This window comes from Vibrio sp. A37, assembly GCF_059777565.1.
Map to the genome: position 1 here is coordinate 188,366 of NZ_JBLNLI010000003.1, position 17,827 is coordinate 206,192.

Annotated in this window: 20 protein-coding genes and 1 other RNA gene; 14 read left to right on the top strand and 7 right to left on the bottom strand. The window is 37.9% G+C overall.

Features of this window, described 5'->3' with window-relative positions:
- The first annotated feature begins 45 nt into the window (after positions 1-45).
- Positions 46-540 carry a porin family protein gene (locus ACM2FC_RS06940; protein ID WP_498480163.1) on the top strand — a complete coding sequence of 165 codons (495 nt, stop codon included), beginning with the start codon at positions 46-48 and terminating at the stop codon, positions 538-540.
- A gap of 71 nt (positions 541-611) precedes the next feature.
- On the opposite strand, the gene ACM2FC_RS06945 is transcribed toward ACM2FC_RS06940, so the two are convergent.
- Positions 612-1,400 (bottom strand): PilZ domain-containing protein, encoded by a 789-nt coding sequence (locus tag ACM2FC_RS06945; RefSeq protein ID WP_498480164.1) that lies wholly within the window; start codon positions 1,398-1,400, stop codon positions 612-614.
- A 117-nt stretch (positions 1,401-1,517) separates the two neighbouring features.
- Positions 1,518-1,820: an MGMT family protein gene (locus ACM2FC_RS06950; RefSeq protein WP_498480165.1), complete on the bottom strand. Its 303-nt coding sequence runs from the start codon at positions 1,818-1,820 to the stop codon at positions 1,518-1,520.
- 52 nt (positions 1,821-1,872) lie between these two features.
- On the opposite strand from ACM2FC_RS06950, the gene ACM2FC_RS06955 reads away from it, so the two are divergent.
- The 12 genes from ACM2FC_RS06955 to ACM2FC_RS07010 all read left to right on the top strand — a co-directional run bounded on the left by ACM2FC_RS06955 (position 1,873) and on the right by ACM2FC_RS07010 (position 12,708).
- On the top strand, positions 1,873-2,613 hold the full coding sequence (locus ACM2FC_RS06955; protein ID WP_498480167.1) for a VP0952 family biofilm-associated protein: 741 nt from the start codon (positions 1,873-1,875) through the stop codon (positions 2,611-2,613).
- A 151-nt stretch (positions 2,614-2,764) separates the two neighbouring features.
- An RNA gene (ffs, locus tag ACM2FC_RS06960) (signal recognition particle sRNA small type) lies at positions 2,765-2,861 on the top strand.
- 538 nt (positions 2,862-3,399) lie between these two features.
- On the top strand, positions 3,400-3,624 hold the full coding sequence (locus ACM2FC_RS06965) for a DDE-type integrase/transposase/recombinase (protein ID WP_498480412.1): 225 nt from the start codon (positions 3,400-3,402) through the stop codon (positions 3,622-3,624).
- A 1,708-nt stretch (positions 3,625-5,332) separates the two neighbouring features.
- Entirely contained in the window at positions 5,333-5,914 is a 582-nt protein-coding gene (locus tag ACM2FC_RS06970) for a helix-turn-helix domain-containing protein (RefSeq protein ID WP_498480168.1), read from the top strand.
- Complete coding sequence (locus tag ACM2FC_RS06975; RefSeq protein ID WP_498480169.1) at positions 5,904-6,596, top strand: VUT family protein; 693 nt, start codon at positions 5,904-5,906, stop codon at positions 6,594-6,596. The genes ACM2FC_RS06970 and ACM2FC_RS06975 overlap by 11 nt, the downstream gene beginning before the upstream one ends.
- A 185-nt stretch (positions 6,597-6,781) precedes the next feature.
- Positions 6,782-7,804, top strand: coding sequence for a chorismate-binding protein (locus ACM2FC_RS06980; protein WP_498480170.1), 1,023 nt, complete (start codon positions 6,782-6,784; stop codon positions 7,802-7,804).
- Between the two features lies 1 nt (position 7,805).
- Positions 7,806-8,252, top strand: coding sequence for a hypothetical protein (locus ACM2FC_RS06985; RefSeq protein WP_498480171.1), 447 nt, complete (start codon positions 7,806-7,808; stop codon positions 8,250-8,252).
- A gap of 602 nt (positions 8,253-8,854) precedes the next feature.
- Positions 8,855-9,739, top strand: coding sequence for a transporter substrate-binding domain-containing protein (locus ACM2FC_RS06990; protein ID WP_498480172.1), 885 nt, complete (start codon positions 8,855-8,857; stop codon positions 9,737-9,739).
- 270 nt (positions 9,740-10,009) lie between these two features.
- Positions 10,010-10,684, top strand: a complete 675-nt coding sequence (locus ACM2FC_RS06995; protein WP_498480173.1) for a pirin family protein — start codon at positions 10,010-10,012, stop codon at positions 10,682-10,684.
- 15 nt (positions 10,685-10,699) lie between these two features.
- Positions 10,700-11,326 (top strand): isochorismatase family protein, encoded by a 627-nt coding sequence (locus ACM2FC_RS07000; RefSeq protein WP_498480174.1) that lies wholly within the window; start codon positions 10,700-10,702, stop codon positions 11,324-11,326.
- Between the two features lie 2 nt (positions 11,327-11,328).
- Positions 11,329-11,553 carry a hypothetical protein gene (locus ACM2FC_RS07005; RefSeq protein ID WP_498480175.1) on the top strand — a complete coding sequence of 75 codons (225 nt, stop codon included), beginning with the start codon at positions 11,329-11,331 and terminating at the stop codon, positions 11,551-11,553.
- Between the two features lie 219 nt (positions 11,554-11,772).
- Positions 11,773-12,708: an alpha/beta fold hydrolase gene (locus ACM2FC_RS07010; protein ID WP_498480176.1), complete on the top strand. Its 936-nt coding sequence runs from the start codon at positions 11,773-11,775 to the stop codon at positions 12,706-12,708.
- Positions 12,709-12,782: 74 nt separating this feature from the next.
- On the opposite strand, the gene ACM2FC_RS07015 is transcribed toward ACM2FC_RS07010, so the two are convergent.
- Together ACM2FC_RS07015 and cobO are read right to left on the bottom strand one after the other, a co-directional pair.
- Positions 12,783-13,244, bottom strand: a complete 462-nt coding sequence (locus tag ACM2FC_RS07015) for a hypothetical protein (RefSeq protein WP_498480177.1) — start codon at positions 13,242-13,244, stop codon at positions 12,783-12,785.
- A gap of 273 nt (positions 13,245-13,517) precedes the next feature.
- Entirely contained in the window at positions 13,518-14,123 is a 606-nt protein-coding gene (cobO, locus tag ACM2FC_RS07020; RefSeq protein WP_498480178.1) for a cob(I)yrinic acid a,c-diamide adenosyltransferase, read from the bottom strand.
- Between the two features lie 122 nt (positions 14,124-14,245).
- On the opposite strand from cobO, the gene ACM2FC_RS07025 reads away from it, so the two are divergent.
- On the top strand, positions 14,246-14,698 hold the full coding sequence (locus ACM2FC_RS07025) for a low molecular weight protein-tyrosine-phosphatase (protein WP_498480179.1): 453 nt from the start codon (positions 14,246-14,248) through the stop codon (positions 14,696-14,698).
- Between the two features lie 35 nt (positions 14,699-14,733).
- Here the strand turns inward: ACM2FC_RS07025 and ACM2FC_RS07030 are convergent, their stop codons facing one another.
- The 3 genes from ACM2FC_RS07030 to ACM2FC_RS07040 form a co-directional block, all read right to left on the bottom strand.
- On the bottom strand, positions 14,734-16,284 hold the full coding sequence (locus ACM2FC_RS07030; protein ID WP_498480180.1) for a methyl-accepting chemotaxis protein: 1,551 nt from the start codon (positions 16,282-16,284) through the stop codon (positions 14,734-14,736).
- 17 nt (positions 16,285-16,301) lie between these two features.
- Positions 16,302-16,865 carry a PDC sensor domain-containing protein gene (locus ACM2FC_RS07035; RefSeq protein WP_498480181.1) on the bottom strand — a complete coding sequence of 188 codons (564 nt, stop codon included), beginning with the start codon at positions 16,863-16,865 and terminating at the stop codon, positions 16,302-16,304.
- A gap of 269 nt (positions 16,866-17,134) precedes the next feature.
- Positions 17,135-17,815 (bottom strand): SDR family oxidoreductase, encoded by a 681-nt coding sequence (locus ACM2FC_RS07040; RefSeq protein ID WP_498480182.1) that lies wholly within the window; start codon positions 17,813-17,815, stop codon positions 17,135-17,137.
- Between the last annotated feature and the right edge of the window lie 12 nt (positions 17,816-17,827).

Here is a 17,827-nt window from a genome sequence, read left to right on the forward strand (position 1 = left end):
GCCAATATGCGGGCAGTTTATCTTTTTGAGCAAAGAAGGTTAATAATGAAAAAAGCCCTAATCGCAATAACATTGCTTTCAGTTTCGGCAGCCGCTAGTGCTGATTCTAAGTTTTATGGGGGCTCCCAAATTGGTGTGGCAAACTTGGGCAATGACTCTTCGGCAACATATGGATTTCATCTAGGAACCAGTTTGACACAGAATATTGGTGTAGAGGCAGGCTATCAGTTTAATGGAAAATTTGACGACTCAAGTTATGACAATACAAACCAACAGCTAAAAGTTAGAGCTCGATACCTTGCGATTCGCCCTAATATTGATGTTGGAGCATACAACTTGTATGCACGCTTTGGTATTGACGACTATAAAGTCACTGGTGCAAATGGATATACCGAAAATCATGCAGCTCCAATGTACGGGCTTGGGGCCGAATACCATTTCAGCCAACGGTTTTCTATTGGGCTCGGTTACAATCTGTACGATATGAAAGAAACTGATTTACACTCGGTGACTGTTAATTCAAGCTTCCACTTTAGTTAATGTACTTCCCTATGCACCAAAGGAGCTGGGTGCTCCTTTGGTGTATAGGCCTTTGACTATCGCTGTGTATGTTATAGCTGATACCGACTAAGGCTTTCATCGAATGATAGGCGGTTCAATAGTTCAGTGGACGTTTCACTACTCTCTTCACTAAACTGCACACCATATTTCCAATAGTGGTTGCTGCGTTTTTTATTTTTGATTGTGCCATGCAAGATGGTTTCTTTCTCATCTTCACCGTCAAGCTTAACGTCAATAGTGTCACCAAGCTTGTAATTATTGCCTTCGATATCAATTACTACTTGGCAACCACTCGCTGAGAAATCGCGAATTTCACAAGCATGCTTATCATCTTCTGGATTGATAATGCCAGGAATGGAAATTTCCAGTCGAGCTTCGGCTCGTAAGCCAAATACAGCGTCTGCAGTGCGAGGTAATGCGACAAACACGATGCTTTTGCCAGAGCCTTCAATTGGCATGATGAACTCGAGTTTGCTTCTAAAGTAAATTCTTGCACCTTCGCCTTTTTGAGAAAGCGCGCAAGCTTTAATTGGGTAGCCCTTCTGAAAATACAGTTGAAATTGCTCTTGTGTAATTTCAGGAGTTTCAAACAATACATAATTGTGTGAATGCATACCTATATATTTAGAACGGCATTTTAGAGGCTTTTGATTTGGTGCTGCAACATAAAATGCTAAGTCACTGAGCGGAGAAACAAGCGCTAGAGCATCTTCACCTTTTATCGAGGTTGTCTCTTTGGGCTCTGCCTTTGCTGACGACGTTTCTGCTTGATTTTGTTCAGCATTCGATTCAGCTTCTTGTGTAGTATCGGGTTCGGATTCATTCGCTAACTGAGTCATCTTTATCGTCTTTTTATATAAAAGCCTTACTAAAAGATACGACATCCTCACACTTATTGGAGAAAAAAATACTCGATTTGTGACCAATTTTCAGTTGTTGAGAAGTAGTGGTGGAATTTAAGGCTGCCAACGATAAAGGCGTAATTGAATTTTTCCTCCTTCACTCACTTTAATATCTTCGCTTTCAAGCATTCTCTTTTGGCGGCTTGCACAATCACCCGTCAAAGAGATTTTTCCTTGGCTATTTATTACTCGAAACCAAGGCAATTTGGTGTCTTTAGGTAAATTACTTAGTGCCCGTCCAACGTGGCGAGCATAGCCCGGATAGCCTGCCATACGAGCAACTTCTCCGTAAGTTGTTACTTTCCCTTGAGGAATTTGAGAGATCACAACCATGATCTGCTGTAAAAATTGGTCCATACTAAAAATGTCCTAATTCAAAAGTCACCAAGGAAAGGTCTAAGGAGAGGGCATGGTATTATCGATGTTTCAGTTTTTGATAACAACATTTCTCGCTATTGTTTGCGCGAGAGCTATCACTTTAGGGGAAGGCGACGTCCCAGTGTTGGCAATGTTAATTCCTGCGTTATGGGCAGTATCTGAACGTAAAGTCGTCAACATTGTTCTTATTTCTGGAATGATAGCGTATGGGTTTACTCTACCTAGTCAACCGGCATCAGTGTCAGTAGCGGTATGGATTATTATGCCTTTACTGATGGTTATTTTTTCCAAAAGAAGCAGCATTGGTGTTGTGTGGACCGCCGCTCTTATTGTTGTCACCTTGCAAATTGGCTTAATGGTTACGCAGTCCTCTGGAAAGTTATCTGGTAGCGCTATGATGACCGCTATTCAAACGTTATCTGTTGTCGCGATCTGGTGGGCCGCAAACAATTGGAAGCCAACAAGGCAAACGCGTTGGTGGTCTTTGTTGCTCATTCTTCCTTTATGGGTAGCAGGATTGAGTTTCGCTGCTGTCGCCTCGATAGCCTTTATTGCGATGATTGCGTCAATGGAAAGCTTTATGAAACCAAAATTTGAAGGGTGGAATGAACTACTTTGCTGGGTTTTACCTGTAATCGCATTTGCGTCTTTGGTTGTTGTGCCAGATATTGATGTGCCTAGCCCTGTATTTGTAGTTTGGTTTTGTCTTCTCGCAACTGCTTGGATGACCGATTATATTTTACGAGCAGAAGAAGAAAATGAAGAGCTATAGCAATAAATCCTTTCAGTTTGTGCAATTGCTAGCCAGTTGCACACTATATTAAGAAAATTCCGCTCTTTAGTCTTGATTTGATTGTGTGTATCCCTGATAATCCATTCCACTTCTTAAGCGGGTTACGCTTTTGAAACCAAATCTATGGAGGCTCTGGTCCTCCCGCAACAATAGCTCGTGAACTCGGTCAGGTCCGGAAGGAAGCAGCCGCAGCGTGTGACTTGTGTGCCGGGATGTGGCTGGAGCTTCCACCCTTTTGATTGTTGTTAAAAATTTAATTTATGCTTTTAACGACATTGATGATGTTAAATTTTCTAAGTTGATTTTAGCAACAATGTTTGCAAACATCACCCTATCCGGTATCAAAAGAAGATAGCACTTTAAACACCTTCATTCTGTACCAATTCCCAGCAAAACTCCTCGAGAGATGATCAATTAGTTGATCGAGATTTATAAGTGCTCAATACGTTGTAAGTAAAGCAATGAAGTAGATTTCAGCGAAGAGGTGTATATTTAAGTTACAGGAGAAGGGGGTAATTTGGAGAGTTCTTAGCGTAATACATATAGTCTTTCATGGATTACTGCACAGCCAACTAACTTTCGCCCTGTCGCCTCTTCACAACCCAGAGCGTGTTCATTCACAAGTCATGTAATTTTTTATGTAGACTTGTGTAGCTATTGATACTAGGAACTCTCCAAATACCACTGTGGGACCAAGACTATAACGTTTTGCTCATGTTGTCTATTGTTGCATATTAAATTTTGTTGACCAGTTATCCCAAAACTTTGAATACGGATGACGATAAAGTTTACTCACCTTCCGCCGTCGATTTAAGGATGGATGGAGCCAGTGAAAATTACATCAAGCAACGATACATCAACTATTTGAATAATCGAATAAAATTAGATCATGGTAAACTCAAGCGCCTCATTCTTCCTGTTCGAGGTTTTCAATCCATGAAGACGGCATACAGCACCATGAAAAGATTTGAAGTGGTGAGAATCTGTTGAAAAAAGCAATTGAACTTCTGGCTGTATAGTCGCGCCCTTTTGGTAGAAGTGCGCATGAATGAAAGTGAATTTACATTTTAACCGGTAGGAAGACAGGAAACTCTACTGCTTGAGAAACCTTGCAACAGAGCCCATCAACACCTAAAGAATATGTAAGACTAGGCTTATACATACTGCCTCCATACAACCGAATTAAATGGACGGCTATGAAAAAATGCCCACTAATGTGGGCGAACAATCGCAATGCTCAAAGATATTGTGAAGAGGCGAGCATAAAGTTAGTTGGCTATGTGGTAACTCATCCCAAAATATCAAAAAGGATGAGAAATTTATTCTAAGAAATTAATCTATATGGAGACATGTAATAACTGATACAATGTAAAGCACAATAAAATTTCTTAAGAACAAATATACAATAAACATAGTTCTTATATAGGTCAACAACTTTAATAGGTATTTCTATCTAAGGTTTTAATTTAAAACATACTAGAGAACTAGTATACCCATAGTATTAATGGAGCACTAAAAATACATATATAAGAAGGTATAGGTTATATTGAATGCAAAAATAAAATATATTTATAGTTGGCTCTATTATTAAAATTTCATTTTAAACTAACCTCACTAAGAGATTTAATAAATTTTAAAACCAAAAAATTTACTATATAAAAATAGCCCCACAGAAATTAAGTGGGGCAACGCTTAATTTAGCGACTACCCAATTGAAGAGGCGGGTATAATGTTTGTTGGCTATGTACAGCATTCTTAAATAAAAATACTGCGCTATAAACTCTCTATAGATAAAAGTTCATAGCCTAATAAATAAGCGAACAGTTCGATAACAAGGAACCATAAAAACTTTGATATCATATTGATTGTTCTTTTATTTTTAGCATCATCCATTAGTATTAATAAATAAAGCTTGTCTCGTTGAATGCTTAATAACAGCGACATTGAATCCGTCACCTTAGCCGTCTGCTAATACCTTTTTAGAGAAAACAGTTCTATCGTCTATGGGTTTTACCTAATAAGGTTCAGGGTTGCATCATCAATGTGTTCTTCTGAAATTTGTATACTCATATCGGTTTACCAGTCAAACTAAAGCTCGGAAAGCAAGAACTAATCTATCTCTTATCAAGCCAGGATTTTCCGATGATATTCCTCATCAATAGCTGTATCAAAAGAAAACCGTATTCCTCTCATTTCAAACTAACTTAGGATTGGGACAATCTATTTTCTCCATTATGACTTGAGTTCACATCGTATGACTCAAGTCATAATGGAGGAGTCTACATAACTTTAAGATGTTATTCAACTGTAAGCACATTGATTAATGTTTTTCTTGATCACACTCTTTGCTTGAATGGTTACGCAAACGCCAATTTCTCTGGGCTGAAATTTTGGGAGAAAAGACACCCACAAAGTTTGGCTGTGTGGGCGCGGTCCTTTGACACAAGCGCCTCCAATTGCAACTTCGCTGCAATGTTCTACTGCAATTTACAATTATTGGTTTTCAATAAGTTGTTATTAAATCTTCAATGGGTTGTTATTAAATTATCCACATTTTAAGTAACTCATGCACATTATCACTTGGACCGGTGATATCTGATATCTGTTTATTTAATTTTATAATGAAATATAAGGTTTAGCATTGTTCGTAATGAAGTTTTTTTGTATAGTTCGCTATTTGCCATGATAGTATTGAATAATGATAAATAAGCTAGAAAATAATCAGTTCATGAATGATAATTTGTTGATATCACATTATCAATGGATTATAAAAGATAGGCTAAAACAAAAAGGCTTAACTGAACAAAAATTAGCTGATTTATCTGGCATTAAACAACCAACGCTGCATAAACTTATCAATGATAAAACACGAACTTGTCAATTCAATAATTTATACAAAATATTTTTCGCTTTAGATATTCCATTAAGTTTAATTGACCATCGAGATGGTTTCATCAATAGTGATTCCAAACACACTTTTCTCCCTATTTTGGACATTAATGATATAAAAAAGGGATTTGATTATAAAAAATATACGCCATCCCGCTGGAAAAACTTCTTATCATGTCCAACAAGTTTATTAAACGGAGCGCAATTTGCAATATTAAAAAAAGAAATAATAAAAGCGAAAGATGAATTAAACCCAATATTGCTAGTATCGACATCAAGCAATTACAATGCATTTTCTTATATCAATAACAAAAATCATAAAATATGTTTATCACAGGTTAAATGTGAAAACACGATCTATTATATCGTAGGTGAAATCGATGATCTCTAATAAAGTAACTAACAGAATTACAGATAAAAGTGAGGATGGCTTTCTATTTTTATTAACTATTGGACTATATTTTATTAGTCTATGCCTATCAAATTTATTATCGCACAAAATATGGGATTTTAATGGGTTTCTAGTATCAGCAGGCACCATCCCAATTCCATTAACATATTTGATTTTAAATATTACGACAGTGGTTAAAAATGTTCGATATTCTAATAATCTGGTATTTGCAGGAGTTTTAATAGAACTTATTTTTTCATGGTCAACTTACTTGTCTACCCATATTGATGTTAACAGTAGTCATTTATCTCAAGCGTACGCATCAATATCGCAGCTACAAGTTGTAGGATCCATGGCGTTTCTAATTGGCATGCCACTCTCTATGTTACTAAATAACTATATTTTTAATAGATTGACATTGTTAACTTTAAAATACACTAACTATTATGTCTCATCGTTAATATCGACAATACTATCTGAGTTTGTGTGCGTAATGATTATTTTCCCTATCGCATTCTACAATGAGCCGTTATCTGTTATTTTTAAGCTTGTTCTTTCAAGTATGTCAATAAAGATAGCTTTAGACCTAATATTAATTAGACCTATAAGCTATTTAATATTGAAGGATACTAATAAAACCGACTTGGCTTATAGTTCAAGAAAAATAAGGATTGAACAGTGACAAAGATAAAGACAGTCTTGCAAGATAAAAGTTCGATCTGTATATCTCCAATTTTTATTTATGCTGATAATGCGTCACAATTTCCAGTCGTAACATGCTTTGATTCATATTATGCATGTATTGAATGTTATTCGGATTGTATTTCAATAAACAGTACGTCTGAATTAGTACGTACTGAATTTTCCATGACCGGTGAGCTGTTAAAAGTAAAAAATTTCCGTTCTCATATAGAGTGTTATTTTGAAGTTTTAGAAAGAACAATTAACTTGCTTGAAGAAGATGAAAATACTAAATTATATGGTGCATTTTCTTCAGAGTTTTATAAAGAAAAACCTAAAAATAATGAGTTGTTGGCTGTTTTTTATATACCAAAAACAATTTATCAAGAATTCGGTCCTGAAAACGTAAATAGATATAAGTCAGGAACTTATGGAGATTTCGATTTAGGTTTCCTTGATAAAAATATGGAACTATTACGAAACACACCGGATTTGATGATGGTAAACCCATCAGCTCGAATAAAAATAAATACAGAAAAAACAATTCTTGATATATTTAAAGATTTATATTTTAAAAATCCATCAAGAAATCAATTTTACTTAGAACATAAAAAAATATCTTTTGCTGGTTCTTCTCCATGTGAAAATTTCAATATTAATAGAGGAAATATTACATTGAAATCCACTTGTGGTACCGCAGAGAAAGTAGCTGATGACAATAAAACTAACATCAATAATTTAATAAACCTAGTTAATAGCTCAAAAGAAGATTCGGATTTGTCTAAATCTAGATTAGAGGATATAAGTAAAATTAAAACGATATGTAATAGTCATCATATCGATAGCTATAAGTCAATAGAAGAATATAGTAATGTTTATCATACGTCATCCACAATCACCGGTAAATTAAAACCTGATATTAAAATAAAAGATATTATTTGCGCATTTTCGCATCCGCCTACAGTTACTGGTACCCCACTAAACAAAGCATTAGAGGTGATTTCTACTGAGGAGCGAGGTTTTTATGGCGGTAGTATTGGATATATATCTAGGCATTCATCTCGTCAATCTCTATTAATTAGGTGCATCTTTCACGATAGTGAGTCTACATATACTCAAGTTGGCACATCTTTGTCATCTGATTCAAAAATTGAAGATGAAGGAAATGAATTGCTAGCTAAATCTAGACTTATTTTAGGTGTTATCTAGAATGTACAAAATCGCATCGTTATTATCAGACAGTGCAATATTACAGTTGGTTGGTACCAGGCATACCATTGTTATTTCTTTTAAATACCCAATAGATGAAAATATTATTATGTCTATAAATAAAAGTGAACTGATCACTTTGGGGGTATTTATTGGTGACTATCTGGCATGCAACAATAAAGTAGATTCTTTTTATAAAAAGAATCTACCAAGTGAAAAAAATGAAGACTTTTACCTCTTTGGATTCTCCGCTGAAGAACTATTTTTCAAATCAAATGAAAAAGAAGTCTCAATAACTCCGACTAGAATATTAAATAATCTACAAATAATATCGAAGTTAACTCATGCAGATTGTCAGCGAGTTGGAATTGCAATAGGTCGGACTCAGAAAATCAAAAATATAACTTTTTCTGAGTATGATAAACCTTATTTACTCATAGAGAATTGATGTGTGTACGGCCTCGATTACTGTCGTCGAACAGCTTTGTGGATTGTGACGTCAACCGGTTGAATTAAATATAAAACTCTTGTTGGCGGAGTCCATTTAAGTTTGATCGGCTTTTGTTTGTATGGAACCTAAAGAGGTAGGGGCGCTAAAACAGCTCCTGCCTTTTTCTTCACAGCTGCTATTTAAAACTCGCCTTTAATTAACAAGTGTTTCCCCAAATAAAACTTATCCGATTAGCCTAGCTTCAGCTACTTAATTCTATTTGGAGAATAGTGTCAAGCTAATGGGTCACAAGCTTTTAAGTTCACTTGCTCATAAAGTGGTGTTCTCTTGGAGGGAGACAACCTTCTATCGCAAGGTCGAAAACTTTCTTCGTGCTATATTGAGTAGTCTTGTTCGAAAGGATGTTAATACAAATAAAGAACACATAGCTGCCCAAAAAATGAAGCTTATATATGAAATTAGCGAATTCATATAGTGAGAATTTAGGTAGTCTATACACACTATCAAAGATAGTGCTGTTTACTAAATGCTTCGAGTAAAACACTTCGCTGTGATAACTATCAACTATAATTAGCGTATTTGTTACCAAATTGAGATATTTGAAAGTGAAGTTAGCGCTGATGTGGTGGGTACTTTTAATCGTTTACTCTGTAGGTGAGGTGCAGGCTACAGAAATAGATGTTGTTAAATGGCCCAAGATATGGGACGACGGTGATAAAAGATATGCATATCCCTTTCACATATTGAAGCTTTCTTTAGAAGCGAGCAAAGATAAATATGGTGACTACAAGCTTATTGTCACCAAATGGTCAGGCAAAAGAAATCGAGTGCTGAAAGAGCTGATTAAAGGAGAAAAGTTTAATGTCCATATAGCGCCTACTCGCCCAGAGTGGGAAGAAAAAGCGATTCCGGTCTATTTTCCTGTGTCCAAAGGTTTACTCGGTTATCGTATTTTTTTAATCCATAAAGATGACCAGCTAAAATTTGCTAAGGTGAACAGCCTTGGCGATTTAACCAAACTTCGTGCGGGAGTGGGGACGCAGTGGTCCATTACCAAGGCTTTGAAGTTAGACGGTAGGTTTAACATCGTGACTGGGTCAGATTACAACGGTTTGTTTGGAATGTTAGAAGCAAAGCGATTCGACTACTTTATACGTGGTATGAACGAAATTTTTGTCGAGTTTGATGATAAATCGAAACAGTATCCAAATATTATGATTGAACCTAGCATCATACTTGATCTCCCCTTACCCAACTTTTTCTTTGTTTCACCCAAGACAAAAAGAATTGCTGAGCGAATTCATTACGGTCTACACAAAATGAAGCGAGATGGCTCTTTTGACCGGGAATTTTACGAATACAATGGCGACAGCATTCAAAGGGCAAATCTATCGAATAGAAAATTACTGAAAATGGATAACCTTAACTTACCACCGCATGAAATTTATTCTGATGCGAGCTACTGGTTCATTAGTTCAGAATAATCAATAGTATGATGTGATTTTGTTGATCCTCTAAAACTTCGGCTTCTTACAGATAGAGTGTGTATTCATCAGTAAAGCCCTTCCTAACTATATCAAATTCGTCTCCAGCCTCTCTTCTAAAATCATACTATACCCTTATGAATAATAGTCTTTTTTTCTAATTGTTCTTATATATTGAACAATGATATCCGAAATGATGTATTTATCAATAAATGAAAACTAACTAATCTACTCAACATACTTTCAAGCGAAGTGAGTGAGGAGAAAGTTATGCAAATATTAACTCTAGATCAATTACCACAAGGTGGGTTTGCCGGTCTAAAAGAAAAGCAAGTTGTTAAAGATGAAAGAGTTTTTAATAACAGCTCAGAGTCTAAAACTTTTAATGGGATCGGTAACTTTGTCTATCTAGCGGATGCTGACTTTGATCCTCAAGGTGAAACAGGGCTTCATCCACACCGAGAGATCGACGTGATTAGCGTGATGGCAAAAGGCCGAATTACTCATGCAGGTTCGTTAGAGCATGGCCAAAATCTAGATACAGGCTGGGCACAAGTGCAACGAGCCGGTGGAGAAGGGTTTGTTCACAATGAAATAAATCCAGATTCTGAGCCGAACAAACTGATTCAGCTGTGGGTGCTACCTGAAGTGTCAGGACAAAAAGCGGGCTACAAAGCTTACCAACCAATTGTGGGAGAACGCGTACGTATCTATGGTGGTACACAAGATCAACACGATACTTTTGAAAGCCATACGATCATCGAGTTATTCCAATCAAAAGAAGGTGATAGAACGGAGCATACGGGAGAGGTTCTTGCGTATTTAAGTACCGGTTCAGCCATTATTAATAACCAAAATATCGAAGAAGGCACGTTGATACGTACAGATAATCTGGAGTTCACTGCCCGAGAAGATAGTCAGCTAATTCTCATTTTTAAAGAGTAAAGAAAGGATAAAATGATGTCTACAAAAACCAAATATTCAGAATTTTTAACACCGAACAACTCTGTGTTAGCAATGATTGATCATCAAACTGGACTAATGGTTGGCCTTGGTGATGAACACCCAACCGTGTTGAAAAACAACATTATGGGTCTAATTAAAACAGCTAAGGCAATTGACTTGCCGTCAGTGGTAACCGCTAGCCTACCAGATGGGCCAAATGGACCGATAATGCCTGAGATTCCAGAAGTGCTTGGCGTCGACGTGATAGAGCGTGAAGGTCAAATAAATGCATGGGATAGTGAAGCTTTCCGCAACGCGATTGCACAAACTGGACGTAAAAAAATAATCATGGCAGGTATCGTTACTGATGTATGTCTACTGTTCCCAGCACTAGCAGCAGTAGAAGAGGGCTATGATGTTTATGCTGTAATTGACGCTTCAGGCACGTGGAATAAAACGGTTCAAGAAGTGACGATCCAACGTTTAACTCAAGCAGGAGTAAAAGTAACAACATGGGCATCAGTGCTTGCTGAACTTATGAATGATTGGCGTAGTGATTATGGTGATGCTTTAGGCCAAGTGCTTGCAGAGCATACTACAAAATACAGCTACGTAATGAATAGCTATTTTTCAAGGAGCTAATCATGAGTGGTGAGTCTAAAAGCTCGCCACCTAATACACATTGGGTGGCGCTATATACATTTATTATACTGTTACCCTTAGTGTATTTTATTCCACCTTGGGTAATCGAAACAATTTCTGACAAGCCAATCATCGTTACAGTGGTCTCCGTAGCGGCAATCACACTGATTGTGAACTACTTTGCTTTGCCAGCGGTACTCAAGGCGCATACCAAAATAGCGAGCTAGCCAGCTATTTTGGATAGTTCGGAATAAGAATAAAAACTTTGAAAAACACAGGGTGATACAAAGCCCTGTGTTTTTGTCTCGACGTCACTTAAATCTTTGTGTGAAGACATCAAAGTTGTTGCAAAGAATCGACTCCGTCAATTACTGTTCAGCGGCTCTTTTATTTTGTCGGCTCTTTTATTTATATTCAAAGCTTAGTTGGCAAAGTTAGCAAGGATTATGAAAAAAAGGATTTGGGTCACAGCCATTTTGTTTGGGCTGATAGTTGTCTTAATAGGAAGCTACATATCACTGAATCGAGAGTCAAAAAAGCTTGACGATATCGCTCGAAAGGACAGAGGTTTTAACTACATAACTCTGACAGATGGAGTGACACACTACAATATAGAGGGACCGAAAGGTGGCGAGTTAGTTGTGCTCGTCCATGGCGGCACGATCCCTTCTTGGGCATGGGACAAGCAAGTTAAAGCGTTAACAGAAAAAGGTTTTCGCGTGCTTAGTTATGATAAATACGGTAGGGGTTATTCAGACAGACCTGTGCGGGTTTATGACCAAAATTTGTATCGACGTCAGTTAAGTGAATTGCTCGATACACTCAACGTTTCCGAGCCTTTTCATTTAATAGGAGTTTCCCTCGGAGGAGGAACTGCAATAAATTATGCGTCGCAAAATGCTGATAAAATTAGCAAGCTTATTTTGATTTCGCCTGTTGTTAATAATTATCAAGTTCCTACGGTATTTCAATTGCCATTAGTTGGTGAAGCAGTAGCAAGATTTGCAGGAGCTAATACACTGATTGACAGATTCAGCAATTTGTATGGGAGTAGTCCCAGATTCAACCAGTATTTAGCACTATATAAAGAGCAGATGGAATATGAAGGTTTTCAGCGCTCTATGTTGTCGATGCTGCGAAGTGATGCTCTGGGAGATTATACCGGGAGCTATGAAAGCTTTGCGAAGCAAAACAAACAGGCACTACTGATTTGGGGTACACAGGATCAAGAGATTTCTAAAGAGGCAATTGCTGAAGCTCGCTCTAAAGTTCCACATATAAAATTTATCGCAATAGGTGAAGCCGGCCATGGTGTTTTATTTCAAAAAGCAGAGCTAGTCAATGACCAAATTATTCATTTCTTACAAAAGGAAAGAATCTAAATAATAGATAGCTGTGCGCAAATTAGTTTATGGTGATAAATTGAAATATCCACAATTTATCACCATATAAATATTTATGCGGCTCTGCCTTTAGGGCAATGAATGGATATATAAGCCTGTTGGTTACTTGCTGGAGCAGATCTATTATTGTCGATAATTTTTACTTTACATTGGTTATAATGATATCCCTTATATCCTAAGTGAACCAAAAAGCGCTTCATGCTGGAAGGAATGAACCCTTTCTTAACATCATGCTCCCATTCAAAAACTCCACCTCTGCGGCTATGTAACCTATATAGCCAACACTCATTGATATTCGGGTTTTTGTTGCAGCTAGTATAAGCCGGTACAGTAAAGAGCATCCCGTGTCGCCCGTTGTGTAATGGTTTTGCTGTGAATAGCTGTGGTCCTAAACTATTGGCACCGAAATTTAATAAATACAAATGATTACTATTAGTCTGTGCAAATGCCGATGTTGATAATAATAAAAACCCAAAAGAAGAAAAGAGAGACAATATAAGAAGATGTTTTTTCATCTAAAGCTCCGAATAAATTGATACTAAGTAAAACTAGAACCTTGATTGTCTCTAGAGGCTGTGAAATTTTTGTATACGGTTTTTGAAATAAAAATGAAATGTTTAGGCTTTAACGCAAATATTTTAATTCTTTAAACAACCTGATGTGCGTGTTGTAAATAACTTTATGGTACTACGTCCAAAAATATTTTTACTTAGCTTCAAATGCTTTTATTTAGACGGCCACCTTCATCTATTTGATATATAGTGAAGGTGGTTGCAATCGGCAGTATTTTACCAATCGACGCCTTTGAGCGCTTTCACTCCAGATTCAAACGCGTGCTTTACATTTTTCACTTCTGAAACGGTGTCAGCAACTTCAATTAATTGCCGATGAGCGGCTCGACCTGTAATGACAACAGATTGCATTTTGGGGCGATTAGATAAAGCTTCAATTACTTCTTCGAGCTCTATATAGCCGTAAGTAATCATGTAGGTCAGCTCGTCAAGCAATATGACATCTATAGCGCTATCTTTAAGCCAGGTCTGGCACTTTTGCCAGACTTTTTGGGCGGCTTCAGTATCAGTTTGTTTGTTCTGGGTTTCCCACGTGAATCCCGTCGCCATAACACTAAATTCGACGCCAAGTTTTTCAAGGAGGTTTTTTTCCCCATTCTCCCACGTGCCTTTAATAAATTGCGCAACTGCACATGTTTTTTCATGGCCTACAGCACGAGCGACGGTGCCAAATCCAGAAGTGGACTTACCCTTTCCATTTCCGGTAATGACCAGAATCAGTCCTTTTTCTTCTTGGGCCGCTGAGATTTTTTCGTCGACCTGCTGTTTAACCTTCTGTTGTCGAGCTTTGTAACGAGAGTCCTTATTTTCTTCTGTAGACATAGGTGATCCTATTGTGAATTTGTTATCTATCTGATACCTCAGTCTATTGAGGTTACTCGGGTATATGCTAATTTATTCTCTGAAAATCAACAAATATGTACACCCAATGGAGTAGAAAGTCGATGAAAAAAATTTTGGTCGTTTGTATGGGAAATATTTGTCGCTCACCGACGGGTGAAGCAGTGCTAAAGGCGAAAGCGGCTGAGTTAAAAGTGGACGTTGAGGTCGATTCTGCTGGAACGATTGCTTACCATTCAGGAAACCCGCCAGACGAAAGAGCTGAGGTGGCTGCGAATCGAAGAGGGTATTCATTTGAAGGTATATCTGCGCGTAAGGTAGTCAGTGAAGACTTTGAATACTTTGATTTGATTCTTGCTGCTGATGAAAGTAATTTGTCCGACTTGAAACGGGATTGTCCGGTGAAATTTCAAGAAAAACTGGCGTTATTTTTGAGCTTTGGTGATAGTGATTACCAAGAGATCCCAGATCCTTATTACGGTGGACAAGATGGTTTCGAGCTAGTGCTAGATCTTATCGAAAATGCGTCGGAGAACCTATTGAAGTCACTGAGTTAACGTGAGGATTGATTCTCTTTGCGGCAGTTTGCGGTTTACTGAATATTATAGGCAGCTAAATGTTGGCTGGTTTCATAGGATCGAGTATGTAGCTCTGAACTGCTGTTTGAAATGTTGTCTGTGTCTTGAGCTAACTTGTCTATTTGCTGGTCAATCATAGATAAATGCTCAATTAATGAAGCCATTGAATCACTCTGCGACACCGAAGAATGTACGATCCCCTCGTTAACTTGATTCGCTTTTGACACATCCTCAAGCGTAGTTTTGATATCTTCTACCGTTTGTTCAATAGACTCAACGCAATTTTGGCTAGCATTGAGTCCTTCATCTGTGTATTTAATGAGTTCATCGGAAACATGACTAAGTTCGGATAAAATGCTTTCTACTTGATCAGTTGAAGTTGATGTCTTTTCTGCCAAACCTCTAACTTCATCAGCAACGACGGCAAAACCTCGGCCATTTTCTCCTGCTCGAGCAGCCTCAATTGCAGCGTTAAGAGCGAGAAGGTTGGTTTGGTCGGCTATGTTTCGAATAATTCCGAGAATTTCACTCACTCTATGTACTTGGCTACTTAATTCAGTTGCGGACTCTGAAGTCGCAGTACTTTTTTCAGCCAGCGTTTTTATATCGTTTAGTGCCTTGGTTAATCTTTGTTGCCCTTGTTTGGCACTATTTACGGCTTGATGGAGAGATTCGGAAGATAATCCAGCGTTGTCTTTCACTGAGTCAACTGAGCTTTTGGTTTCCTCTCCAATCGATACTGTTTGTTTAATATCGCCTCTCTGTGCGTTTACTTTTTGTCTTAGGGACTCGAGGTGAGTTTCTACATCTTCAGCAACATTAGTGACGGCCATAGAACCTTGATGAATGGGGTTCAAGGTCTGCTCAATTTTCTCTATAAAGCGGTTTATTTGATTTGCCAGTGCGCCCAATTCGTCATCTCGTTTAAAGCGAATTCTTTTTTTCAAATCGCACTCTCCAGATGACAGTTCTTCACATAGACTCGACAGGTGGTGAAGGGGCTCAATTAACACCTTCCTCAGCATAATTAGTAGTACGGCAATGGTGATTAAAATACAAAATAAACCATATAAAAAAGATTGTTTTCCCAAAGCGCTACTGAGCACCTGAACCTCACTAAAGTGCCACGTAGTTAGCATATAGCCAACTAGCTTTTTCTTTTTGCCAGAAAGCAGAGGAACCACGAGTTCAAAGGTATCTTTATTATCTTTGAGTACCTGTTCTCCCTCCCACTTGAAGTCTTGCATCGACTTAGGGACGGTTTTTTCTACAGATGAGTACAACAGCGATTGGTCAGCGAGGAAAATGTCCACTCTTTGTAGGTTTCCCTCACTGGACTTGATGGCTAAATCTACCCTTTCAGTAATACTATTGGTTTTCTTGAATTTTACTGCGGTTCCAAGCTGTTCTGAAAGAGAGTTGGTAGCTTGTACGTACGACTTCTTACTTAGTTTGTAGATAGCATCAATACTGCTTGACCAAGAGGTGTAGGAAAGCACTGCTATAGCAATAAATGTCAATAGAGCAGAGCTTACTATTACCAGCTTGTTAATGGTTAATCGCATGTTGTACTCAGCCGTTTTTAGAGTTCTTCTACATTAACTCCGACCGTTACGGCACCGATAACTTTGCCTGAAGGATCGGTAATGGCGTAGCTGACTTGGGATTGGAACATCTGAGTTGACTCATCTTCTTCGACTTCACTTATGTGATACGCATTTGGACCAACTTTGTAAGTTTCTTGCCATTTGGCTTCGTCACCTTGCCAATAATCAGAAGTAACTGCACTCTGAGCGACATTTAAGCCTTTGTCATCCATGATAAAAATCTCAGTAATTTTTCCGCCACTGGCTTCTTGTATTTGTTTCAATTTACCTGAAGTAGGATTGTTTAGCTTTTCGTCAATCAATGGCTGGCTACCAGCACCTACTTGAGCTCGCCACTCTTTGTCTAGAGCAATAACTTGGTCCTGAGTGAGGTTTTGGTTAGCAACATTTTGAGCTTGAACGGCAGCAATTACGTCTGGATTTGAAGCAATATCTTTAACTTGGCTGTTTGCGTAGCCTTTCAGAGCTGCTTCATATTCATTAGCGAATACGTTAAGAGACAAACTTAACGTAGCAATTAAGACTAGTAAGTGTTTCATGGAAGGTTCCCTCTGTCATGATGTAATTAAATTTATTACCTGTTGAGCGTAGGCAACAAAGTTATATATGTGAAATAAATGAATAATATTTTTATGAAAATATGAGAAGGTGAATTAAGTTTTTTTTGAAAATGAGATGAACAATCTTGCAAAAGTTTATAATCTTGCTTTGGTGTTGCCTTGTGGGTATTAAACCTGATAAATCCAAGAACAGTAATGAAAAAACTCTACAACAGACGTAGGTTTATATGATTGTGGATGCTTATAATTTATAGTTCGGCTGACATCACTCTGCCACTAAAGTATTCATTCGAAACGATATATTCAGTATTTCGAATGAGTTCGTCTTGAACTTGAGCCCAGTGATATTGTTGGCTGCTGGAAGAGGGGTGTAAAGCAGGAACAACGCCTCCAACACGGATATTGAAGGGGGTTAATTCTCGCGCCCAACTTTGAGTAAAGCCAGCGATTAATGAGGTAACATTTTCAAACCCGGAAAGGTCTTGGCAATCTTCTAATGAAGCCACATTAACAATGACGCCTTTTTTATTATCTGTGAGCATTCTCTCTGCTGTTGCTTGTCCAAAGCTAAACAGTGTTGTCGCCATGACAGATACGGTTTGCGTATATAGATCTGGTGACGAGTCGCCGATAAGTTTTGGTACTGTACAACTTGGCCAATTGTTGACTAGCACATCTGGGGAGCTATTGTATTCGGCGCTAATGTAGTCGAATAAGCTGTTGATAGAATCTCTAGAGTAATCGCGTGTATAAAACTGGTGTACTTCCTCTGAGATAGAGCGGCAGCGTTCATAAGTGTTCGTTAGACGGCTTTTTTGTTGATCACACAGAATGACCTTGGCGCCAAGCTCGCAGAAGTGGGCAGCTAGCGTTTCTCCTAATGTAGAGCCAGCTGAGGTAATAACAACGATTGCGCTTTGTATATTCATTCTGTTGTGCCT

Bases quoted from the DNA above. Each gene is read 5' to 3' on its own strand.
- ACM2FC_RS06940 (WP_498480163.1), top strand. From the start codon at position 46: ATGAAAAAAGCCCTAATCGCAATAACATTGCTTTCAGTTTCGGCAGCC.
- ACM2FC_RS06945 (WP_498480164.1), bottom strand. From the start codon at position 1,400: ATGACTCAGTTAGCGAATGAATCCGAACCCGATACTACACAAGAAGCT.
- ACM2FC_RS06950 (WP_498480165.1), bottom strand. From the start codon at position 1,820: ATGGACCAATTTTTACAGCAGATCATGGTTGTGATCTCTCAAATTCCT.
- ACM2FC_RS06955 (WP_498480167.1), top strand. From the start codon at position 1,873: ATGGTATTATCGATGTTTCAGTTTTTGATAACAACATTTCTCGCTATT.
- ACM2FC_RS06970 (WP_498480168.1), top strand. From the start codon at position 5,333: ATGATAAATAAGCTAGAAAATAATCAGTTCATGAATGATAATTTGTTG.
- ACM2FC_RS06975 (WP_498480169.1), top strand. From the start codon at position 5,904: ATGATCTCTAATAAAGTAACTAACAGAATTACAGATAAAAGTGAGGAT.
- ACM2FC_RS06980 (WP_498480170.1), top strand. From the start codon at position 6,782: ATGACCGGTGAGCTGTTAAAAGTAAAAAATTTCCGTTCTCATATAGAG.
- ACM2FC_RS06985 (WP_498480171.1), top strand. From the start codon at position 7,806: ATGTACAAAATCGCATCGTTATTATCAGACAGTGCAATATTACAGTTG.
- ACM2FC_RS06995 (WP_498480173.1), top strand. From the start codon at position 10,010: ATGCAAATATTAACTCTAGATCAATTACCACAAGGTGGGTTTGCCGGT.
- ACM2FC_RS07000 (WP_498480174.1), top strand. From the start codon at position 10,700: ATGTCTACAAAAACCAAATATTCAGAATTTTTAACACCGAACAACTCT.
- ACM2FC_RS07005 (WP_498480175.1), top strand. From the start codon at position 11,329: ATGAGTGGTGAGTCTAAAAGCTCGCCACCTAATACACATTGGGTGGCG.
- ACM2FC_RS07010 (WP_498480176.1), top strand. From the start codon at position 11,773: ATGAAAAAAAGGATTTGGGTCACAGCCATTTTGTTTGGGCTGATAGTT.
- ACM2FC_RS07015 (WP_498480177.1), bottom strand. From the start codon at position 13,244: ATGAAAAAACATCTTCTTATATTGTCTCTCTTTTCTTCTTTTGGGTTT.
- cobO (WP_498480178.1), bottom strand. From the start codon at position 14,123: ATGTCTACAGAAGAAAATAAGGACTCTCGTTACAAAGCTCGACAACAG.
- ACM2FC_RS07025 (WP_498480179.1), top strand. From the start codon at position 14,246: ATGAAAAAAATTTTGGTCGTTTGTATGGGAAATATTTGTCGCTCACCG.
- ACM2FC_RS07030 (WP_498480180.1), bottom strand. From the start codon at position 16,284: ATGCGATTAACCATTAACAAGCTGGTAATAGTAAGCTCTGCTCTATTG.
- ACM2FC_RS07035 (WP_498480181.1), bottom strand. From the start codon at position 16,865: ATGAAACACTTACTAGTCTTAATTGCTACGTTAAGTTTGTCTCTTAAC.
- ACM2FC_RS07040 (WP_498480182.1), bottom strand. From the start codon at position 17,815: ATGAATATACAAAGCGCAATCGTTGTTATTACCTCAGCTGGCTCTACA.